Raw genomic sequence first — 19,805 nt, 5'->3', positions numbered from 1 at the left:
TGGCGGCTGGCACGATGACGAAATGGCCCGCATGCTGCGCCCGTTCGGTCGGGCGGTGACCTACACACGATTGCTGCATCTGTACATCGCCGTCGTGTGGCCGAGCATGTGGCTGTTCGTCGAGGAAGCGTGGTGGACCTGGGTGGTGGCGGGCGCGGCGCTCGTCCCGGCCGGGCTGGTGCCCGCGATGCGCACCGTCGAGGGGCTGCAGGCCAGGCTGCTGCTGACCGGTCACCGGCACGACAGTGAGAGCACCGACATCGTCGTCGCGCCGTCCGCCTCCTGGGGCGACCGGGGGCGGCTCGTCATGTGGCTGGAGTTACGGCTGCTGCTCGGCTGCACGACTTCGATGCTCACCTTCCAACTGCTCCTGACAGCGGTGGACTTGGTGTCGGCGGCGCTCGGCAGGGGCATCGACGAGGGCCTTCTGTTCCCGGTCGACGGCCACCACTGGTGGCACGTCCTGCTCGTGCCCCTGGTTCTGTTCGCGCTGGCGGTGGCGGTGCTGGCCTCCGGCCACCTCATCACCGCACTGGCCCGCCGCCTCCTCGGCCCCTCCCCCGCGGAGCGGCTCGCCGCCATGGAGGAGCGCACCGAACAACTGCTGGAGCGCACCCGCATCGCCCGCGAACTGCACGACTCCATCGGCCATGCGCTGACCGTGGCCGTGGTGCAGGCGGGTGCGGCACGCGCGGCGAAGGACCCCGCGTTCACCGACCGGGCCCTGGACGCCATCGAGGAGACCGGCCGGTCCGCGTTGGAGGACCTGGAGCGGGTGCTCGGGATCCTCCGGGAGTCGCAGCGGCCTGTCAGTAGTCGCCCGACGCTCACCGACGCCGACCGTCTGCTGGAGTCGGCCCGAGCCTCCGGAGCGAAGGTCGACGTCGACGTGACCGGGCCCCTGGACACCGTGCCGGGACCGGTCTCCCGCGAGGGCTACCGCATCCTCCAGGAGTCGCTGACCAACGTGTTGCGGCACGCGGGAGCCGTCCCCGTCCGCGTCCGCATCGAGGTCGACGACAGCAGTCTCGGCCTGGAGGTCCGTAATCCGCTCACCGCCGACATACCCCGCCCCGGCCGGGGCAGCGGCCTGCGCGGCATACGCGAGCGCGCGGCCCTGCTCGGCGGCCGTGCGCACACCGGGCCGGACCAGGGCGACTGGCAGGTGCAGGTCGAACTGCCGTTGCGTTGATCTACGCTGGCCGGATGCCGGTCACCGTTCTCCTCGTCGACGACGAGCCGCTCGTACGTGCCGGTCTGCGGGCCGTGCTGGAGGCGCAGCCCGACATCGAGGTCGTCGGGGAGGCGGCCGACGGGGCGGCGGTGATCCCGCTGGTGCGGCAGCTGCGGCCCGACGTGGTCGCCATGGACGTACGCATGCCGCTGCTGGACGGCATCGAGGCCACGCGCGCGGTGCTGCGGACGGTCGACGATCCACCGAAGATCCTCGTGATCACGACGTTCGAGAACGACGAGTACGTGTACGAGGCGCTGCGGGCCGGGGCCGACGGGTTCCTGCTGAAGCGGGCGCGGCCTGCCGAGATCGTGCACGCGGTGCGGCTGGTCGCCGAGGGCGAGTCGCTGCTGTTCCCGGCCTCGGTGCGGCAGCTCGCCGCCGAGTACGGCGACGACGGGGGCAACCGCGCGGCCCGCGCCGTGATGGAGCGCGCCCAGCTGACCGAGCGGGAGGCCGAGGTGCTGCGGCTGATGGCCCGCGGCCTGTCGAACGCGGAGATCGCCGCCCGGCTGGTCGTCGGGACGGAGACGGTGAAGTCTCACGTCAGCGCCGTACTGGCGAAGCTGGGGGCGCGGGATCGTACGCAGGCCGTGATCGCGGCGTACGAGTCGGGGTTCGTGGCGCCCGGCTGACCGGAACGCGTCGGCGGGCCGGTGGCCGACCGGCGGGAAGCCGTGCGGGACCCGGATGGCCGACCGGCCGGATCCGGTCGGCGGGACCGGGAGGCCCTCTCGGGCGTCCCGGCACTCGCCGGGGTCCGCCGCGCCGAGTACGATCCGGCCAACACGCGCACGAGCTGGGAGGACGGACGTTGGGGCGGCTGACCGGCGGGGATCCCTCGCTGCTGCGAAGGATCAATTCCGCGGTGGTGCTGCACGCGCTGCGCGCCACCGACTGCGCGACGCTGACCGAGATCACCCGGGTGACCGGACTGTCCCGGCCGACCGTCGAAGGTGTCGTCGAGGGGCTCATCGAGGCCGGTTACGTCGTCGAGAAGGCGGCTGACGAGAGCGTGGAGCGGCGGCAGGGGCGGCCCGCGCGGCGGTTCCGGTTCCGGGCCGAGGCCGGGCATCTGCTGGGGGTGGAGATCGGGGCGCACCGCGTGGCCGCGCTCCTGTCCGACCTGGACGGCCGGATCATCGGCGCGCAGGCCAAGGACGTAGACGAGACGGCCTCGGCGGACGAGCGCCTGGAACGGCTGCGCACCGCGGTGGCCGAACTGCTGCGCCGGGCGGGGGTCGCGCGCGGCTCGCTGCGGGCCGTGGGCGTCGCCACGCCGGGGATCATCGAGGCGGACGGCACGGTCCGGCTGGGGACCGCGCTGCCCGAGTGGACGGGGCTGCGCCTCGGCGAGCGGCTGAGCCGCTCCTTCAAGTGCCCGGTGCTGGTCGAGAACGACGCCAACGCGGCGGCGGTCGCCGAGCACTGGAAGGGCTCGGCCACCGAGTCCGACGACATCGTGTTCGTGCTGGCCGGGCTGAGCCCGGGCGCCGGCGCGCTGATCGGCGGACAGCTGCACCGCGGCTACGGCGGGGCGGCCGGCGAGATCGGCGCCCTGCACCTGCTGGGCCGCGAGGTCACCCCGGAGACACTGCTGTCCACCACGGGCGAGCCCCTGCACCCGCTGGACGAGCAGGCCGTCGCCGAGGTCTTCGCGCAGGCCCGCGAGGGCGACCAGCGGGCCCGCGCGGCCGTCGACCGGTTCATCCAGCGGCTCGTGCACGACGTGGCGGCACTCGTGCTGGCCCTCGATCCGGAGCTGGTCGTGGTCGGCGGCTGGGCGGCCGGACTGGACGGCGTACTGGAACCGCTGCGCGGTGAGCTGGCGCGCTACTGTCTGCGGCCCCCGAAGGTCGCCCTCTCGCTGCTGGGCGAGGCGGCCGTGGCCACCGGCGCGCTGCGGCTGGCCCTCGACCACGTGGAGCAGCAGCTGTTCGCGGTGGAGGGGACGATGACCGCCCGGCGGTGAGGGCCACCCGCACGCAACAGCGCCCCGCAGACGGCTGCGGGGCGCTGAGCACGGGCACTACGGCGGTCAGGACGCCCGGCGCTCCGGGGCACCGACCAGGTGACTCAGGAGGCCCGTCGCTCGGGCCCCTGGTGGATCTCCACGCCGCCGGAGTCCCCGAAGGTCAGCCGGCAGGTGTCCGCGCGGTAGGTGGCGACGGAGACCGCGGCCGTGCGGCCCTCGGCGATGTAGCGGGTGGTGACGACGAGGACGGGCGCCCCGGGGAGCCGGTCCAGCTGCCGGGCGTCGTCCGCGCGGGCGGAGCCCAGCTCGACGGCGCTCTCCTGGCCCTCCAGCTCCAGGCGCTGGAGTTCGCGCAGGACGGCACGCGCGCGTGCGGCGCCGGCGGGCGCGTCTATGGCGGAGAGGTCGGGCACCGCCGACTGAGCGATGTAGAGCAGTTCGGCGGCGACGGGCTGGCCGTGGGTCGTGCGGGAGCGGCGCACCAGGTGCACGTTCTGCTCGGCGCCGGTCTCCAGGGCGGCCGCGACGGCCGCGGGCGGCTCCTCCAGGGCGCAGTCGACGGGCTGCCAGTCGTCGCCGGCGGCTCCCGGCCAGACGTGCTGCTCCGTGCCGACGGCCACGCCCACACGCGGCGGGGCGACGGTCGTACCGACTCCGCGGCGGCGCTGCAGGCGGCCTTCCAGTTCGAGCTGCTCCAGGGCCTGGCGGAGCGTGGCGCGGGCCACGCCGAAGCGGGCGGCGAGGTCGCGTTCGTTGGGCAGGATCTCGCCCACCGTGAACTCGGTGTCCAGTGCCTCACTCAGCACGGTCTTGAGATGCCAGTACTTCGGTTCCGGCACCGTTTCCAGCTGCGTGGTCCCCACCCTTGCCTCCGCAATCGCCGTTGTCCCGCGGCGTTTTAGCGCCCTTGTTTATTAAAGGTTGTTGCACTTCTCTGCGACCATAGGACGACCCCTACCCTTGGTCAAGACCAATCCTCGATCCCTGCCGCAACGGACGACGGCGTTGCCGGGCGGCGTTCACGAGGCGTTCGTACGACAGGGCCGGACGCCGGACGTCAGAGGGCGGCCAGGGACCGCAGCTTGTCGGGGTTGCGGATGATGTAGACGGACTGGATGCGCCCGTCCAGGACGTCCAGCTGGAAGACGGAGTCGGGCTTGTCGCCGGACAGGACCAGGATGGCGGGCCCCGCGTTGAGTTCCAGGAAGCGGAAGGACAGGTCGGGGATGCCGCCCTTCTCCGCGACCCCGATCATGAAGCGGCCCACCTTGTCGGCCGTCTCCAGCACCCGCAGCGGCGCCTTCGCCTTGCCTCCGCTGTCGCCCACGAGCCGCACGTCCGGGGCGAGCAGGGACATCAGCCCTTCCAGGTCGCCCTCCCCGGCGGCGGCGAGGAACCGCTCGGTGAGGTCGCGGCGCTGCACGGGGTCGACCTGGTAGCGCGGCCGGCGCTCCTCGACGTGCTTGCGGGCCCGCCCGGCGAGCTGCCGCACAGCCGGTTCGCCGCGATCCAGCATGGCGGCGATGTCGGCGTACGGGTAGCCGAAGGCCTCCCTGAGGACGAACACCGCGCGTTCCAGGGGCGAGAGCGACTCCAGGACGACGAGTACGGCGAGGGAGACGGAGTCGGCGAGGACCGCCCGCTCCGCGGTGTCGGGCACGGTGTCCCCGAAGTCGGTGACGTAGGGCTCCGGCAGCCACGGGCCGACGTAGGTCTCGCCGCGTGCCTTGACCTGGCGCAGCCGGTCGATGGCGAGCCGGGTGGTGATCCGCACCAGATAGGCGCGCGGTTCGCGCACCTCGGTCCGGTCGGCGCCCGCCCAGCGCAGCCAGGCCTCCTGCACGACGTCCTCCGCGTCGGCCACCCGCCCGAGCATGCGGTAGGCGACGCCCAGGAGGACGGGACGGTGCTCTTCGAAGACGTCGGTCACGGTGTCGGCTGTCACGGCTCCATCCCAACCGACACCCGCGGTCGTGTCCAGGCGATTGTGGTGCGCGCCGCCCCAGGAGCCCCAGCCCCGGGGCTCTCAAGGGGCTACCCGCCGGTAGCAATTGCTGACAAGCTGTCTACGCCGCGTTCGTCAGCGAGTTCCCACCGTCGAGGAGCAGCCCCATGTCCGCCACCGTCGCCTTCGAGGTGCCCACCGCACAGGGCCCCCGGCCCGTCACCGTGTCCTACACACGCCGGGGCAGGGGCGAACCGCTGCTCCTGCTGCACGGCATAGGTCATCACCGGCAGGCCTGGGACCCGGTCGTGGACATCCTCGCGACCGAGCGCGACGTGATCGCCGTGGACCTGCCCGGGTTCGGCGTCTCACCCGCCCTGCCGGACGGCCTCGCGTACGACCTGCCCACGACCACCTCGGTGTTCGGCGCCTTCTGCGAGGCGATGGAGCTCGACCGGCCGCACGTGGCGGGCAACTCGCTCGGCGGCCTCCTCGCCCTGGAGCTCGGCCGGGAGAAGCTCGTACGGTCGGTCACGGCCCTGTCCCCGGCCGGGTTCTGGTCGCAGGCCGAGCGGCGTTACGCCTTCGGCGTGCTCGTCACGATGCGGCGGATCGCCGAGCGGATGCCGCTCCCCATGGTCGAGCGAATGGCGCGCACGCCGGTCGGTCGCGCGGCCCTGACGAGCACCATCTACGCCCGCCCGGCCCGCCGTTCGCCCGAGGCCGTCGTCGCCGAGACGCTGGCGCTGGCGCGGGCGACGGGGTTCGCCGAGACCCTCCGGGCGGGCAGCGCCGTCCAGTTCACCGACGACGTGCCCGGCCTCCCCGTCACCCTCGCCTGGGGCACGAAGGACCGGCTGCTCATCCGGCGCCAGGGCGTGCGCGCCAAGCAGATCATCCCCCGGGCACGGCTCGTGCGGCTGCCCGGCTGCGGCCACTGCCCGATGAACGACGATCCCGCGCTGGTCGCGCGCGTCATCCTCGACGGCAGCCGCTGAGGAGCCCGCCCCAGGGCACAGGGGACTTGAGAACCCCTCACCGACGGGTTGTGCTGCCTCAGTTGTTCACTTGTGGTTTCCGTGGGCGCTGCGGCGTACGAGTAGGTGTGTCACTGCACACTGGCCGGAACCCGTCCCTGGAGGCGTATCCATGTCACACCGTCCCTTCCCGGGCCGCCGCAGCGTCCTGCGCGGCTCCCTGGCCGCATCCGCGGCCCTGACCCTGCCCGCCGCCGTCGGCGCGGCGCCGGCGTTCGCCCTGTCCGGGCGTCCCGGGGCGGGCTGGGGCGTGCAGACGGGAGACGTCACCTGCGACTCCGGCCTGGTGTGGGTGCGCTCCGACCGTCCGGCCCGGATGATCGTGGAGACCTCCGCCACCGAGTCGTTCCGCAACCCCCGCAGATGGCGCGGACCGCTGCTCGGCGCGGACACGGACTTCACGGGGACGACCGCGCTGCGCGGACTGCCGGCGGGCGAGCAGATCCACTACCGGGTGCTGCTCGCCGACCCGGACGACCCGCGCCGCACCGGCGAGCCGGTGACCGGCACCTTCCGCACGGCGTCCGCGAAACGGCGCGACGGTGTGCGGTTCGTCTGGTCGGGCGACCTGGCCGGGCAGGGCTGGGGCATCAACCCGGGGTTCGGCGGCTACCGGATCTACGACGCGATGGCGAAGCTCGACCCGGACTTCTTCCTGTGCAGCGGCGACAACGTCTACGCCGACGGCCCGATCAGCGAGACCGTGGCCCTGCCCGACGGGCGGACCTGGCGGAACATCACCACCGAGGAGAAGGCGAAGGTCGCCGAGACCCTGGCGGAGTTCCGCGGCAACTTCCGCTACAACCTGCTCGACGAGAACCTCAAGCGCTTCAACGCCCAGGTCCCCTCCATCATCCAGTGGGACGACCACGAGGTCACCAACAACTGGTATCCGGGCGAGATCCTCACCGACACCCGGTACACCGAGAAGAGCGTCGACGTCCTCGCCGCCCGCGCCCGGCAGGCGTTCTCGGAGTACTTCCCGATCTCGACGCTGCGCCGCCCCGACGGCCGTGTGTACCGGGTGCAGAAGTACGGCCCGCTCCTCGACGTCTTCGTCCTGGACATGCGCACCTACCGCAACGCCAACTCGACGGACGACCAGGCCACCGACCCGCAGGGCATCCTCGGCCGGGAGCAGCTGGAGTGGCTCAAGCGCGAGCTGGCCCGCTCCCGTGCGGTGTGGAAGGTGATCGCCTCCGACATGCCGCTCGGCCTGGTCGTGCCGGACACCGGCGACGGCAAGCCGAACATCGAGGCGGTCGCGCAGGGCGACCCCGGCGCACCGCTCGGCCGGGAGCTGCAGATCGCCGAGCTGCTGCGGTACATCAAGCACCGGCGGATCACCGGCACGGTCTGGCTGACGGCCGACGTCCACTACACCTCGGCCCAGCACTACGACCCGTCGCGGGCCGCGTTCAAGGACTTCGCGCCGTTCTGGGAGTTCGTCTCCGGGCCGCTCAACGCGGGCGCCTTCCCCGCGAACACGCTGGACGGCACCTTCGGCCCGGACCGGGTCTTCCTCAAGGCACCCACCACGGCCAATGTCTCTCCGGCCGGCGGGTACCAGTTCTTCGGCGAGGTGGACATCGACGGTGACAGCGGCGAGCTGACGGTACGGCTGCGGGAACAGGACGGCACCGTGTTGTTCACACAGGTGCTTCAGCCGGGCCGGGTGGGTCAGTAATGGCCACCGAAGAATCGTACAAAGAAAAATAAAAGGTACGGAACCACCTTTTACCGATCAGTCACAAAGCGTTCGTGATCACGCAACACCGTTCCTTCACAGTGGGTGCATGACTCGAAAAGTGTCCGATGTGACGCGCACCAAGAACGGTCGCCCCGTCCACCACTGGCGGCGCGACGTGGTCGAACTCGCTGCCCTGTTCACGGCCGTGGCGGTGGCGGACGCCGTGGCGAACCTGGTCGGGCACGGGCCCGACGGCCCGGAGCTGCTGCTGGTCTCGGCGATGGTCCTGGTCGCCACGGCCGGGTTCCACACATGGTGGTCACGCCGCCACGGTCACGCCCCTCCGACGGGCGATACAGGTGCCCGGCCGCTGCCCTCGGAGCAGCAGGCCGGGCCGTCCGACCGGGGGTCGGCGACGCCGGACCCGGTGGCCGGGGAGAGCACGCTGTGGCGGATGCGGACCACCGTGAAGGACGAGCCGGGCTCGCTGGCCGCCCTGTGCGCGGCCCTCGCCGGGCAGCGGGTCGACATCCTCAGCCTGCAGACGCACCCGCTGGCCGACGGCACCGTGGACGAGTTCCTGCTGCGTGCTCCCGGCGACCTCGCGGGCAGCGACATCACCCGGGCGGTCGCGCTGGCCGGCGGCAGTGACACCTGGATCGAGCGGGCGGACGCCCACGACCTCGTGGACGCGCCGACCCGGATGCTGGGCCTGGCCGCCCGTACTGCCCTGGACGCGGCGGAACTGCCGCTGGCCCTGCGCCAGTTGCTGGGCCGGTGCACCATCCGCTCGCTGCCCGCCAAGCCGGTGGCCGGCAGCGGCAGCGGGCCGGAGGCCGTGCCGGCCGAAGGGGTGCTGGAGGACACCGTGATGCGGCTTCGGGCGCCGGAAGGCGGAGTGATCACCGTGGAGCGGCCGTACCTGCCGTTCACCCCGACGGAGTTCGCGCGGGTGCGGGCGCTGGTGGAGCTGGACGCGCGGCTCGGTCCGCGGGTGCCGCGCAGTCATGACGTGCTGACGCTGCCCGAGGGCAGCGACATCACCGTGCGCCGGGCCGACGTGGACGACCTGGAGGCCGCGAAGGCGATGCACGAGCGGTGCTCGCCGCGCACCCTCGGCATGCGGTACCACGGTCCGATCGGTGACGCCGACCGCTACCTCAACCACCTGCTCAGCCCGCGGTTCGGGCGGACGCTCGCCGTGCAGAACGCCTCCGGACGCGTCGTCGGTCTCGGCCATCTGCTGTGGGACGGGGACGAGACGGAGGTCGCCCTGCTCATCGAGGACGCCTGGCAGCGGCGCGGCATCGGCAGCGAGTTGCTCCGCAGGTTGGTGGGGATGGCCGTCGAGGCGGGCTGCGCGAGTGTGTACGCCGTGACGCAGTCGTCCAACACCGGGATGGTCGCCGCGATGCGCGGCCTGGGGCTCCCCCTCGACTATCAGATCGAGGAGGGGACCCTGGTCATCACGGCCCGGTTGGAGACTCCGCTGGGAGCTTCGGAAGGAACCGTGGGGGTTACGAGGGCCGAGGCGCCGTAGGGGCTAGGGGGGCGCTGGCGGTTGCGGGTTCGTTGTGGCTGGTCGCGCCCGCGCGGCGGAGCCGCACATGTTCCGGCCCCGCGCCCCTGACGGGGCGCGCCAGCGCGCCGTCCAGATCAGCCCACAGGTCCTCGACGTCCTCCAAGCCCACCGACAGCCGCAGCAGCCGGTCGCTCACCCCGGCGCCCCGGCGGTCCTCCTCGTCCACGATGCGGTGGCTGATGGACGCCGGGTGCTGGATGAGGGTGTCGACGCTGCCGAGGCTCACGGCCGGGGTGATCAGGCGGACCCCGCCGATGACCTCGTGCGGGTCGCCGTACACCTCGAAGGCGATCATCGCGCCGCCGATGCGCGGATAGTGGACGCGGCGCACGCGCGGGTCGACGGTCAGGCGCCGGGCGAGTTCGGCGGCGTTCGCGGACGCGGCCCGTACCCGTACCGGCAGGGTCGCCAGGCCCCGCAGCAGCAGATAGCCGGCCAGCGGATGCAGCACGCCGCCCGTGGCGAACCGGACCTGCCGCAGCCGCCCGGCGAACTCCTCGTCGCAGGCCACCACCCCCGCCATGACGTCCCCGTGCCCGCCGAGGTACTTGGTGGCGCTGTGCAGCACCAGCCGCGCGCCGTGCTCGGCCGGGCGTTGCAGGACGGGCGTGGCGAACGTGTTGTCCGCGAGCAGCGGCACCGAGCCGCAGGCGTGGGCGACGGCCCTCAGGTCCAGCTCGGCGAGCGTGGGATTGGCCGGGGACTCCACCATCACCAGGCCCGTGTCGGGCCGCAGCGCGTCCGCGATCCCGGCCGGGTCGGTCCAGGTCACCTCGGAGCCGAGCAGCCCCGCGGTCAGCAGGTGGTCGCTGCAGCCGTACAGGGGGCGTACGGCCACCACGTGCCGCAGTCCCAGGGACGACCGTACGAGAAGGACGGCGCTCAGGGCGGCCATCCCGCTCGCGAAGGCGACCGCGGCCTCGGTGCCCTCCAGCCTGGCGAGGGCTGTCTCGAAGCGGGCGACGGTCGGGTTGCCGAGCCGCCCGTAGACGGGCGGGCCGTCCGGCTCGGCGCCCGTGGCCGCGAAGGCGTCGATGCGGGCGGCCTCGCCGCGGCTGTCGTACGAGGGGTACGTCGTGGACAGGTCGATCGGCGGGGCGTGCAGGCCCTGCCGGGCGAGGTCGTCACGGCCGGCGTGGACGGCCTCGGTTGCCAGTGCTCTCGGTGAGTCCATGGACGGAAGGGTGAACACGGAACGGGCCGAAGGGATCATGCCCCGTGTTACGTTCGGCCCATGGCCGAATCTGTCGTACTGGATCCGGTGGACCTGCATCTGCTGCGCCTGCTGCAGAACGACGCCCGGACCACCTACCGGGACCTCGCCGCGCAGGTCGGCGTCGCGCCGTCGACCTGTCTGGACCGGGTCACCCGGCTGCGCCGCGCGGGCGTCATCCTCGGCCATCAGCTCCGGCTCGACCCGGCCAGGCTGGGCCGGGGCCTTCAGGCACTGCTGTCCGTGCAGGTCCGGCCGCACCGGCGGGAGTTGGTGGGGCCGTTCGTGGAGCGGATCCGGGCGCTGCCGGAGTCCCGGACCGTCTTCCATCTCACCGGCCCGGACGACTACCTCGTCCATGTGGCCGTCGCGGACATGACCGACCTGCAGCGCCTGGTCCTCGACGAGTTCACGTCCCGGCGCGAAGTGGCCCGCGTGGAGACCCGGTTGATCTTCCAGCAGTGGGACTGCGGGCCCCTCCTGCCGCCCGATACGCCCTCGGCTCAATCCGGGTGACGTGCGGCGACACCTCGTACGAGGATGGTCCCCATGTCTGACACCAAGAGCCCGCTGCCCCGTGAGGTCGCCGACGCCTATGTCGACGAGCTCATCGCCCTCGACCCGGTGACCGGTACGTATCTCGGCGTGAAGGAGAGTTCGAGCAGGCTGCCCGACCTCTCGCCCGCGGGCCAGGAGGCGCTCGCGGAACTCCAACGGACGACACTGGCCAGGCTCGACGAGGCCGAGCGGCAGCCCGGTGCGGACAGTGACATCGAGCGCCGGTGTGCGCGGCTGCTGCGGGAGCGGCTCGGCGCGGAGCTCGCCGTGCACGAGGCGGACGAGGGGCTGCGCGCCGTGGGCAACCTGGCCACGCCCGCGCACTCGGTGCGGGACATCTTCACGGTCACGCCGACGGAGACCGACGAGGACTGGGCGGCCGTCGCCGAGCGGCTGCGCGCGGTGCCGACCGCGCTGGCGGGCTACCGCGCGTCCCTCACGCTGGGCCTGGAGCGCAAGCTGTACGCGGCCCCGCGGCCGACGGCCACCTTCGTCGAGCAGCTCACCGAGTGGGCGGACACCGACGGCGAGGGACGCGGCTGGTTCGAGGACTTCGCGTCGGCGGGCCCCGACTCGCTGCGCACCGAGCTCGACGAGGCCGCCCGCGCGGCGACCGCGGCCGTGGCCGGGCTGCGGGACTGGATGCGCGAGGTGTACGTACCGACCATCGAGGGCGCCCCGAACACGGTGGGCCGGGAGCGCTACGCCCGCTGGTCGCGCTACTTCAACGGCACCGATCTCGACCTGGACGAGGCGTACGCGTACGGCTGGGCCGAGTACCACCGGCTGCTCGCCGAGATGAAGAAGGAGGCCGAGAAGATCCTGCCCGGCGCCGGGACGCCATGGGTGGCGCTCGCCCACCTCGACGAGCACGGCAAGCACATCGAGGGCGTCGACGAGGTCCGCGACTGGTTGCAGGGCCTGATGGACCAGGCCATCGAGACGCTCGACGGCACGCACTTCGAACTCGCCGAGCGGGTACGGAAGGTGGAGTCCCGGATCGCCCCGCCCGGCGGCGCCGCGGCCCCGTACTACACGCCCCCGTCGGAGGACTTCTCGCGCCCGGGCCGCACTTGGCTGCCGACGATGGGCCAGACCCGCTTCCCGGTCTACGACCTCGTCTCGACCTGGTACCACGAGGGCGTCCCCGGGCATCACCTCCAGCTCGCGCAGTGGGTGCACGTCGCCGGGAGCCTCTCCCGTTACCAGGCCTCCATCGGCATGGTCAGCGCCAACGCGGAGGGCTGGGCGCTGTACGCGGAGCGGCTGATGGACGAGCTGGGCTTCCTCACCGACGCGGAGCAGCGGCTCGGCTACCTGGACGCGCAGATGATGCGGGCCGCCCGGGTCATCGTCGACATCGGCATGCACCTGGAGCTCGAGATCCCGGCGGACTCCCCCTTCCACCCGGGCCAGCGCTGGACTCCGGAGCTGGCGCAGGAGTTCTTCGGGGCGCACAGCAGCCGCCCGGCGGACTTCGTGGAGAGCGAGCTGACCCGCTATCTGACGATCCCGGGGCAGGCGATCGGCTACAAGCTCGGCGAGCGGGCCTGGCTGCTGGGCCGGGAGAAGGCGCGCGAGCGGCACGGTGACGCCTTCGACCTCAAGTCCTGGCACATGGCGGCCCTTTCGCAGGGCTCGCTGGGTCTGGACGACCTGGTGGACGAGCTGTCGCAGCTCTGATCTTTCAAAGACCGGAGATCAGCGCCGGAAGCCGCCCTCCGAGTCGATCACGTTGCCGGTGACCCAGCCCGCCTCGTCCGTCGCGAGCCACGCGATGAGGCGGGCGGGGTCGTCGGGCATGCCCCAGCGGCCGCCCGGGAACATCGCGGCGACGGTGTCGTACGCCGCCCCGGTCAGGTAATCCGTGTCCACGGGGCCGGGGTTGACGGTGTTCACCGTGACCGCGTGCTCGGCGAGTGTGGTCGACAGGGAGCGGGTGATCGAGGCGAGGGCGCCCTTCTGGAGGGCGTACGCCATCTCGCCGGGCATGCCGGAGCCGTGGTCCTGGCCGGAGGTCATCATGACCACCCGGCCGCCCGGCGTACGCGGCGGCAGCTCGGCCCGCAGCCGGGCATAGGCCTGCACGAGCAGCAGCACCGAGCGGGCGTCGATCGCCCAGTGGGCGTCGAGCATCGCGGCGTCGATCGTGTCGAGGGTGCCGTCGGAGCCGCTGAGGGCGTGGTTGGCGACGAGGATGTCGAGTCGTCCGCCGAGTGCCGAGGCGGCGGTGGCGATCAGCTCGGCGGGCGCGGCCGGGTCGGCGAGGTCACCGGGTCCCGAGACGACCCTGGCGTCCGGGTCGCCCAGCGCCTCGCGCACGGAGGCGGCGACCTCCTCGGGCCGGTCGGCGCCCCAGGGCATCTCCTCGTCGTGCGGGACGTGATGGTGCAGATAGACGCTCGCCCCGTACGCGGCGAGCCGCCGGGCCACCGCGTGCCCGATGCCGGCGCGCCGACTGGCTCCGGTGACCAGTGCGGTGCGGCCGCGCAGGGGCAGGGGGTCGCGGCGCAGTTCGTCGGGGGTGGGGTGTGGGAGTCGAGGCATGGTGATCAGGATGGGCGCCGGCGACGCGGAGCCGCACGTCATTTTCCGAGGCGGGTCAGTCGGGCAGCCGCCGCACGAGCGGGTCGGCCCGGCAGCCGCCGCACGAGGGCGTCAGTCCGGCAGCCGCAGCACAAGGCGGGACAGCCCCGGCAGCCGCCGCATGAGAGGGGTCAGTCCGGCAACCGCAGCACACGGCAGGACAACCCAGCAACCACCCCACGAGAGCGGGGTCAGTCCGGCAGCCGCCGTAGCTGTACGAGCCCCAGCCAGGTCTCGGGGCCGGGCTGCACATGGGCCGCGCGCACGGCGTACCGGCCGGGATCGAGGACGACCCTCACGCGCTCGGTGCGTGCGGAGTCGGTGCCGGGCCAGGCCGCGTCGAACAGGAGCACCGCGCCGGGCACGTTCCAGCGCACCTCCGTCTCCCACGCGGCCGCGTCGAGCGCCTTCGGGACCTCCGCCAGGAGCGCGGCTTCGGAGTCGGCCGCGGACCACCGTACGAAGGTGTGGTGTTCCGGAAGAAAGGTGGTGGAGGCGGGCTCGTCGCCGAAGACCAGCGCGGCGCTGTCCCCGACGGGCAGCAGGCCGATGAATCCGTCCACCTCGCACGCCCGGTCGTAGTCGGACGCCGTCTCGTCCCCGTCGGCCCCGGCCCAGAAGGGCAGGACCGTCTCCGGCACCGCTATGAGCGGACCGCCGCCCGACTCGACCCACTCCACCGTGCCCGGCTCCGCGTATCGCACCATGCGCCAGAACCTACACGCCCGCGCGGCCCGCCGAACTACGGCCTCAGCAGCCGCAGTTGTCGGCGCCCACCGGCGCGGTCAGCGGGTCGGCGTCGCGCCGCTCGCGGCTCTCCCCGGTCTCGAACTCGAACCCCTCGCGCACCCAGTACTCGAAGCCGCCGAGCATCTCCTTGACCTGATAGCCCAGTTCGGCGAGGGCGAGCGCGGCCCGGGTGGCGCCGTTGCAGCCGGGTCCCCAGCAGTACGTCACGACCGGCACGGACTTGTCGAGGAGCAGTTCGGCCTGTTCGGGGATGAGCGCGGTCGGGAGGTGGACCGCGCCCGGGACGTGGCCCTGGTCCCAGGACTCGGTGGAGCGGGAGTCGAGGACGACGAAGCCGGGGGCGCCGCCGGCCGCGAGCACCGCGGCGACGTCGGACACGTCGGCGTGGAAGACGAGGCTGGCGCGGAAGTAGGCGGCGGCCTCGGCGGGGGCGGCGGGGGCGGCGCGCAGGACGGGGTTGGCGACGGTCGTCGTGGTGGTGGTCATGGTGGTCATGTCGAGGCCCTTTCCGTGGTCGGTCTCGGTGACCAGAAATCTACGGCCGGTGATCAGCAAGCTGAAGGGGCTTTCCACGGCGTCCGCCTTGCTCGGCCGGGGATTCACCTGCTATTTCTCGGCCATGACCGCGTATTCCCCGGACGCCACCGACTGGCGCATCCTCGATGTCCTCCAGCGGGAGGGCCGGGCCAGTTTCGCCGAGCTGGCCCGGGCCGTGTCCATGTCGCCGAGCGCGGTGACCGAGCGGGTCCGGCGGCTGGAGGAGGCGGGTGTCATCAAGGGGTATGCGGCCGTCGTGGATCCCGAGCGGCTCGGCCTGCCGATCCTGGCGTTCGTCCGCCTGCGCTACCCGAACGGCAACTACAAGCCCTTCCACGACCTGGTCGCGGCGACGCCGGAGATCCTGGAGGCGCACCATGTGACGGGCGACGACTGCTTCGTCATCAAGGTCACGGCCGGTTCGATGCGCCATCTGGAAGAGGTAACGGGCAAGATCGGCACCCTGGGCTCGGTGACGACGAGCGTCGTGTACTCCTCGCCGCTGCCGAGGCGCCCGCTGGGGCGGTGAGGTCAGCCGGCCCCGCGCTGCCGCAGCACCGACCCCGAGCGCCCCTTCACGACCTCCAGCTGGGCGTGGATGCGCCGTCGCAGGTCGGCGACGTGGCTGACGATGCCGACGCTGCGGTCGCGTTCGCGCAGGGAGTCGAGGACGTCGAGGACCTCGTCGAGGGTCTGGTCGTCGAGGCTGCCGAAGCCCTCGTCGATGAAGAGGGTGTCCAGGCGGACCCCGCCCGCCTCGTCGGTGACGACGTCCGCGAGGCCGAGGGCCAGGGCGAGCGAGGCGAAGAAGGTCTCGCCGCCGGACAGGGTCGCCGTGTCGCGCTCGCGGCCGGTCCAGGCGTCGACGACGTGCAGCCCGAGGCCGCTGCGGCCGCGTCCACTGCGGTCGTCGGAGTGGACGAGGGTGTAGCGGCCGGACGACATGCGCTGCAGCCGTACGGTCGCGGCGGCGGCCACCTGTTCCAGCCGGGCCGCCAGCACGTACGCCTCCAGGCGCATCTTGCGTTCGTTGTCCGACGAGGTGCCCGCGGCGAGACCGGCCAGGCGGGCCACGCGGTCGTACTCGTCGCGCAGCGGCGCGAGGCGTCGTACCGACGTGGTGGCTCGCGTGGACAGCCGGTCGAGTTCGGTGCAGCGGCGGGCGGCCGCGTCGCGCGCGGAGGCGGCGTCGCGCAGCCGCTGGGCCGCGGCGGCCGCCGTCCGCTCCGCCGCGGTGAGGTCGGCGGGCTGCTGCTGGGCGGCGGCCGCGGTGTCGGTCTCGGCGAGGACGGCGCGTACGGCGGCCTCCTCGGACTGCCAGGCGTCCAGCCTGCGTTGCAGCTCGCGGTGGTCCGCATCGTCGAGAAGGGCCGCCGCCGCGGCCTGCGGGGTGTCGAACCCGGCGCGGAAGGCGGCGTCGGCGAGGCGGGCGTCGGCGTCCTTGAGGCGCTGTGCGGTGTCCTCGGCGGCGCGCGCGGTGTCGGCGGCGTCGGTGAGCAACGCGACCCGCCGCTCCAGCTGCGCGGCCCGCGCGGCGACACTCTCTGCGGTGCCGCGTGCCTGGTTCAGTTCGGTGTCCAGGGCGGTCCGTTCCCGGTCGAGCGCTTCCCGGCGCGTCGTCCGTGACGCCGCGCGCACCTCCGCCTCCTGGCGGACGGTGGAGCGGCGTTCGCGCTCCCGCTCGGCCTGCCGCAGCGCCTCGCTCGCGGCGTGCAGTCCGGAGGCGACATCGCGGGCCTCGGCGTACTGGCGCTCCAACTCCTCGAATTCCGCGGCGAGTCGGTCGGTCGGGATGTCGCCGGCCTCCGCCTCGGCCGCGGCCAGCGCCCGGTGCACGAGGCCCAGGCGCTCCGCCTCCTGGGCTCGCTCCTCCTCCGCCCGCTGAAAGTCCGCCAGCGCCCGTTCCTCCGCCGCGCGGTCGACGTGTCCGGCGTCCTTGCGCGCGGGCGCCGGGTGGACATCGGAACCGCAGACGGCGCACGGCTCACCGTCCTTCAGCTCCGCGGCGAGTTCGGCGGCGATCGAGTCGAGGCGCTGTTCCTTGACGTCCAGCCAGTGGGCGCGGGCCTGCTGCGCGTGTTCCGTCAGGGCGAGCACCTGTCGCTGAGCGGCCTCCACGTCGTGTGCGAGCTCGTCGCGCTGGCGGGCGGCCCCCAGCCGCCGTCCGGCCGGATCGCGCCGGCCGGACAGGTGCTCGGCTCGCGTCGCCGCTTCCTGAGCCGCGTCCACACGCGCCTGAAGCCCCGCGCGCCGCTCGTCCCAACCGGCCAGCCAGCTTTCGGCCTCCCGCCGGACGTCCTCGTCGTCCCGCTCCTGTCGCTCCAACTCGGTTCGCTCGTCGTGGAGTTCGGCGAGCCGGCGTTCCCCGCGCCGCGCCGACTCCAGGCCGCCCAGCTCCTCGGCGGTCCGGCGCGCGGCGGCGGCGAGTCCGGCGGCACCGGCGTCCCTGAAGGTCTCGGGAAGAAGCCCGCGCGCGCGTGCCTCGGCGGCAGCCGCCCGCCGGTGTTCGGCGTCGGCGGCCTCCCGCAGGTCCAGCGCCGGGGCCACCGCCTCCGCCTTGCGGGCCCGCTCCATCCGCGCCTGCGCCTGCCGGTACCCCTCGGACCGCTCCTCCAGCAGCGCGGCCCGCTCCCGCGCCTCGGTGAACCGCCGCTGCAGCCGGGCCAGTTCGCGTACGTCGGCCAGGGCGCGGTCGGCCGACGCGTGGGCGGACTCGGCGGCCGTGAGACGGCAGTGGGCGATCGTCAGGTGTTCGCGGGCGGTGCTGCGGGCGACGGCGGCCGCGCACAGGACGGCGTCGGCGAGGCCCGGTTCGCCCGGTGCCAGGTCCGGCAGCTCCATGGCGGCACCGGCCGCCTGCTGCATGCGGTGCGCGTCGGCCAGCAACTCGGAGTCGCCTTCGCGTACTTGGGTCTCGGCCGCGCGCCGGCGTTCGGCGAGCCGCTTCTCGACCTCGGCGAAGCGGTGGGTGTCGAAGAGGCGGCCGAGCAGTCTGCCGCGGGCTTCGGCGTCGGCGCGCAGGAAGCGCGCGAAGTCGCCCTGGGGCAGCAGCACGACCTGGCAGAACTGCTCGCGGCTCATGCCGAGCAGCTGGGTGATCTCCTCGCCGATCTCCTGGTGGGAGCGGCTGAGGTCCTTCCAGGCGGCGGCCGCCGCGTCGTACTCGCGCAGCCAGCTCTGGGCCTTGTCGAGGGTCGTGCCCGAGCCTCGCTTCTTGGGCCGCTCCCAGGGCGGCTGCCGGGTGACCTCCAACCGGCGTCCGGCGACGGTGAGTTCGAGGCGCACCTCGGTGCGCGTACCGGCCGCGGCGTGGTCGCTGCGCAGCGTCATTCCCTGGCCGGACTGCCGGGCGCCCGGCACGGTGCCGTACAGCGCGTAGCACACGGCGTCCAGGACGGAGGTCTTGCCGGCGCCGGTCGGTCCGTGCAGCAGGAAGAGCCCGGCGGTGGACAGCTCGTCGAAGTCGACGGTCTGCGAGCCGCCGAAGGGCCCGAACGCGGTGATCTCCAGCTGATGCAGCCTCACCGCGCCACCTCCCGCACGGCCTCGTCCGCACGCGCCGCGTCGAACGCGTCCCGCAGCACCAGCTGCTCGCGCTCGTCGGGTCCGGCGCCGCGCACATGGGCCACGAAGTCCTCCGCGATCTGCTGGTCGGTGCGCCCGGCGAGCCGCTTGGCGTACGACAGGGCCGGGTCGTGCGGCGTCCGCTCGGGGTCGAAGGCGAGGCTGAGCGTGTGCGGGAACCGCTCGCTGATCCGGGCCATCGGGTCGGCGGGCCGCACCGCGTCGGTGAGGGTCGCCTCGACCCAGGCCTCCTCGTGGCGGGCGAGGTCCGGGTCGGCGAGCAGGTCCTCCAGGGTGCCCCGGATGCGGGCCAGCGCGCGTGGCACCGGGCAGTCGACGCGCTCGGCGGTGACCGAGCCGTCGGCGTCCAGGTCGACGAGCCACATGCTCTTGCGGTGTTCGGCCTCCGAGAAGGAGTACGGCAGCGGGGAGCCGGAGTAGCGCACGCGCTCGGTGATGGTCTGACAGCCGTGCAGGTGACCGAGGGCCACGTAGTCGACGCCGTCGAAGACACCGGCGGGGACGGCGGCCACTCCGCCCACGGTGATGTCCCGTTCGCTGTCGCTGGCCTCGCCGCCGGTGACGAAGGCGTGCGCGAGGACGACGGAGCGGGTGCCAGGCGCGCGGGTGGCGAGGTCCGCGCGAACGCGGTCCATGGCGGCGGCGAGCACGGCCTCGTGTCCGGCCCGCTCCACCCCGAACTCGTCCCTCACCAGGGCGGGTTCGAGATACGGCAGCCCGTAGAAGGCCACGTCACCATGGGCGTCGGAGAGCATCACCGGCGTCCCGCACGCCGACGGCTCGGTCCGCAGATGGATGCCCGCGCGGTCGATGAGGCCGGCGCCCACTCCCAGCCGCCGGGCCGAGTCGTGGTTCCCGGAGATCATCACCGTGGGCACGCCGAGCTCGGCGAGTCGGTGCAGGGCGTCGTCGAACAGCTCGACCGCGGAGAGCGGCGGCACCGCGCGGTCGTACACGTCCCCCGACACGACCACCGCGTCCACTCCGCGCTCCCGTACGGTCGCGACGACGTGGCCGAAGAACTCGGCCTGGGCACCGAGCATGTTCACCCGGTGGAAGGCCCGGCCGAGATGCCAGTCGGAAGTGTGCAGCAATCTCACAAACCCACTCCGA

At 73.1% G+C, this 19,805-nt stretch carries 17 protein-coding genes; 9 read left to right on the top strand and 8 right to left on the bottom strand.

From position 1 onward, the window contains the following. Window positions 1-22: 22 nt before the first annotated feature. From OG252_RS42045 to OG252_RS42035, 3 genes are all read left to right on the top strand, one after another. Window positions 23-1,192, top strand: coding sequence for a sensor histidine kinase (locus OG252_RS42045; protein ID WP_329342775.1), 1,170 nt, complete (start codon window positions 23-25; stop codon window positions 1,190-1,192). Window positions 1,193-1,206: 14 nt separating this feature from the next. Beyond that, on the top strand, window positions 1,207-1,869 hold the full coding sequence (locus OG252_RS42040; protein ID WP_043668383.1) for a response regulator transcription factor: 663 nt from the start codon (window positions 1,207-1,209) through the stop codon (window positions 1,867-1,869). A 179-nt stretch (window positions 1,870-2,048) separates the two neighbouring features. After that, a complete protein-coding gene (locus OG252_RS42035; RefSeq protein ID WP_266443615.1) occupies window positions 2,049-3,206 on the top strand; it encodes an ROK family transcriptional regulator in 1,158 nt (385 codons plus the stop codon). 104 nt (window positions 3,207-3,310) lie between these two features. On the opposite strand, the gene OG252_RS42030 is transcribed toward OG252_RS42035, so the two are convergent. Together OG252_RS42030 and OG252_RS42025 are read right to left on the bottom strand one after the other, a co-directional pair. Beyond that, window positions 3,311-4,072 (bottom strand): GntR family transcriptional regulator, encoded by a 762-nt coding sequence (locus OG252_RS42030; RefSeq protein ID WP_266443612.1) that lies wholly within the window; start codon window positions 4,070-4,072, stop codon window positions 3,311-3,313. 194 nt (window positions 4,073-4,266) lie between these two features. Then, a complete protein-coding gene (locus OG252_RS42025; RefSeq protein WP_266443609.1) occupies window positions 4,267-5,154 on the bottom strand; it encodes an RNA polymerase sigma-70 factor in 888 nt (295 codons plus the stop codon). Window positions 5,155-5,321: 167 nt separating this feature from the next. Here OG252_RS42025 and OG252_RS42020 point away from each other — a divergent pair, with 167 nt between their 5' ends. The 3 genes from OG252_RS42020 (at window position 5,322) to OG252_RS42010 (ending at window position 9,421) form a co-directional block, all read left to right on the top strand. Next, on the top strand, window positions 5,322-6,152 hold the full coding sequence (locus OG252_RS42020; protein ID WP_266443606.1) for an alpha/beta fold hydrolase: 831 nt from the start codon (window positions 5,322-5,324) through the stop codon (window positions 6,150-6,152). A gap of 151 nt (window positions 6,153-6,303) precedes the next feature. After that, window positions 6,304-7,878 carry an alkaline phosphatase D family protein gene (locus OG252_RS42015; RefSeq protein WP_329342770.1) on the top strand — a complete coding sequence of 525 codons (1,575 nt, stop codon included), beginning with the start codon at window positions 6,304-6,306 and terminating at the stop codon, window positions 7,876-7,878. 109 nt (window positions 7,879-7,987) lie between these two features. Further along, window positions 7,988-9,421: a GNAT family N-acetyltransferase gene (locus OG252_RS42010; protein ID WP_329342768.1), complete on the top strand. Its 1,434-nt coding sequence runs from the start codon at window positions 7,988-7,990 to the stop codon at window positions 9,419-9,421. On the opposite strand, the gene OG252_RS42005 is transcribed toward OG252_RS42010, so the two are convergent. Continuing rightward, window positions 9,399-10,637 carry a trans-sulfuration enzyme family protein gene (locus tag OG252_RS42005; protein WP_266443597.1) on the bottom strand — a complete coding sequence of 413 codons (1,239 nt, stop codon included), beginning with the start codon at window positions 10,635-10,637 and terminating at the stop codon, window positions 9,399-9,401. The two genes, OG252_RS42010 and OG252_RS42005, sit on opposite strands and share 23 nt — an antisense overlap. Before the next feature lie 60 nt (window positions 10,638-10,697). On the opposite strand from OG252_RS42005, the gene OG252_RS42000 reads away from it, so the two are divergent. After that, window positions 10,698-11,192, top strand: coding sequence for an Lrp/AsnC family transcriptional regulator (locus tag OG252_RS42000; RefSeq protein ID WP_266443595.1), 495 nt, complete (start codon window positions 10,698-10,700; stop codon window positions 11,190-11,192). Between the two features lie 33 nt (window positions 11,193-11,225). Beyond that, window positions 11,226-12,917, top strand: a complete 1,692-nt coding sequence (locus OG252_RS41995) for a DUF885 domain-containing protein (protein WP_329342765.1) — start codon at window positions 11,226-11,228, stop codon at window positions 12,915-12,917. Window positions 12,918-12,935: 18 nt separating this feature from the next. Here the strand turns inward: OG252_RS41995 and OG252_RS41990 are convergent, their stop codons facing one another. The 3 genes from OG252_RS41990 to OG252_RS41980 form a co-directional block, all read right to left on the bottom strand. Next, a complete protein-coding gene (locus tag OG252_RS41990) occupies window positions 12,936-13,781 on the bottom strand; it encodes an SDR family oxidoreductase (RefSeq protein WP_329342763.1) in 846 nt (281 codons plus the stop codon). A 230-nt stretch (window positions 13,782-14,011) separates the two neighbouring features. Further along, complete coding sequence (locus OG252_RS41985; protein ID WP_329342761.1) at window positions 14,012-14,527, bottom strand: immunity 21 family protein; 516 nt, start codon at window positions 14,525-14,527, stop codon at window positions 14,012-14,014. Between the two features lie 43 nt (window positions 14,528-14,570). Next, window positions 14,571-15,056: a rhodanese-like domain-containing protein gene (locus OG252_RS41980; protein ID WP_329345338.1), complete on the bottom strand. Its 486-nt coding sequence runs from the start codon at window positions 15,054-15,056 to the stop codon at window positions 14,571-14,573. 133 nt (window positions 15,057-15,189) lie between these two features. On the opposite strand from OG252_RS41980, the gene OG252_RS41975 reads away from it, so the two are divergent. After that, entirely contained in the window at window positions 15,190-15,636 is a 447-nt protein-coding gene (locus OG252_RS41975; protein ID WP_329342759.1) for an Lrp/AsnC family transcriptional regulator, read from the top strand. Between the two features lie 2 nt (window positions 15,637-15,638). Here the strand turns inward: OG252_RS41975 and OG252_RS41970 are convergent, their stop codons facing one another. Further along, the gene (locus OG252_RS41970) at window positions 15,639-18,632 is read right to left on the bottom strand and encodes an SMC family ATPase (RefSeq protein WP_329342757.1); all 2,994 of its coding nucleotides are present in this window, start codon (window positions 18,630-18,632) and stop codon (window positions 15,639-15,641) included. Beyond that, window positions 18,629-19,792 (bottom strand): exonuclease SbcCD subunit D, encoded by a 1,164-nt coding sequence (locus tag OG252_RS41965; RefSeq protein ID WP_329342755.1) that lies wholly within the window; start codon window positions 19,790-19,792, stop codon window positions 18,629-18,631. Before OG252_RS41965 ends, OG252_RS41970 begins: the two co-directional genes overlap by 4 nt. Between the last annotated feature and the right edge of the window lie 13 nt (window positions 19,793-19,805).

Origin of the sequence: Streptomyces sp. NBC_01352 (genome assembly GCF_036237295.1) — a bacterium.
GTDB lineage: Bacteria > Actinomycetota > Actinomycetes > Streptomycetales > Streptomycetaceae > Streptomyces > Streptomyces plumbiresistens.
Note: the sequence above shows the minus strand (reverse complement) of the source record. Positions and strands in the feature narration are given on the sequence as shown.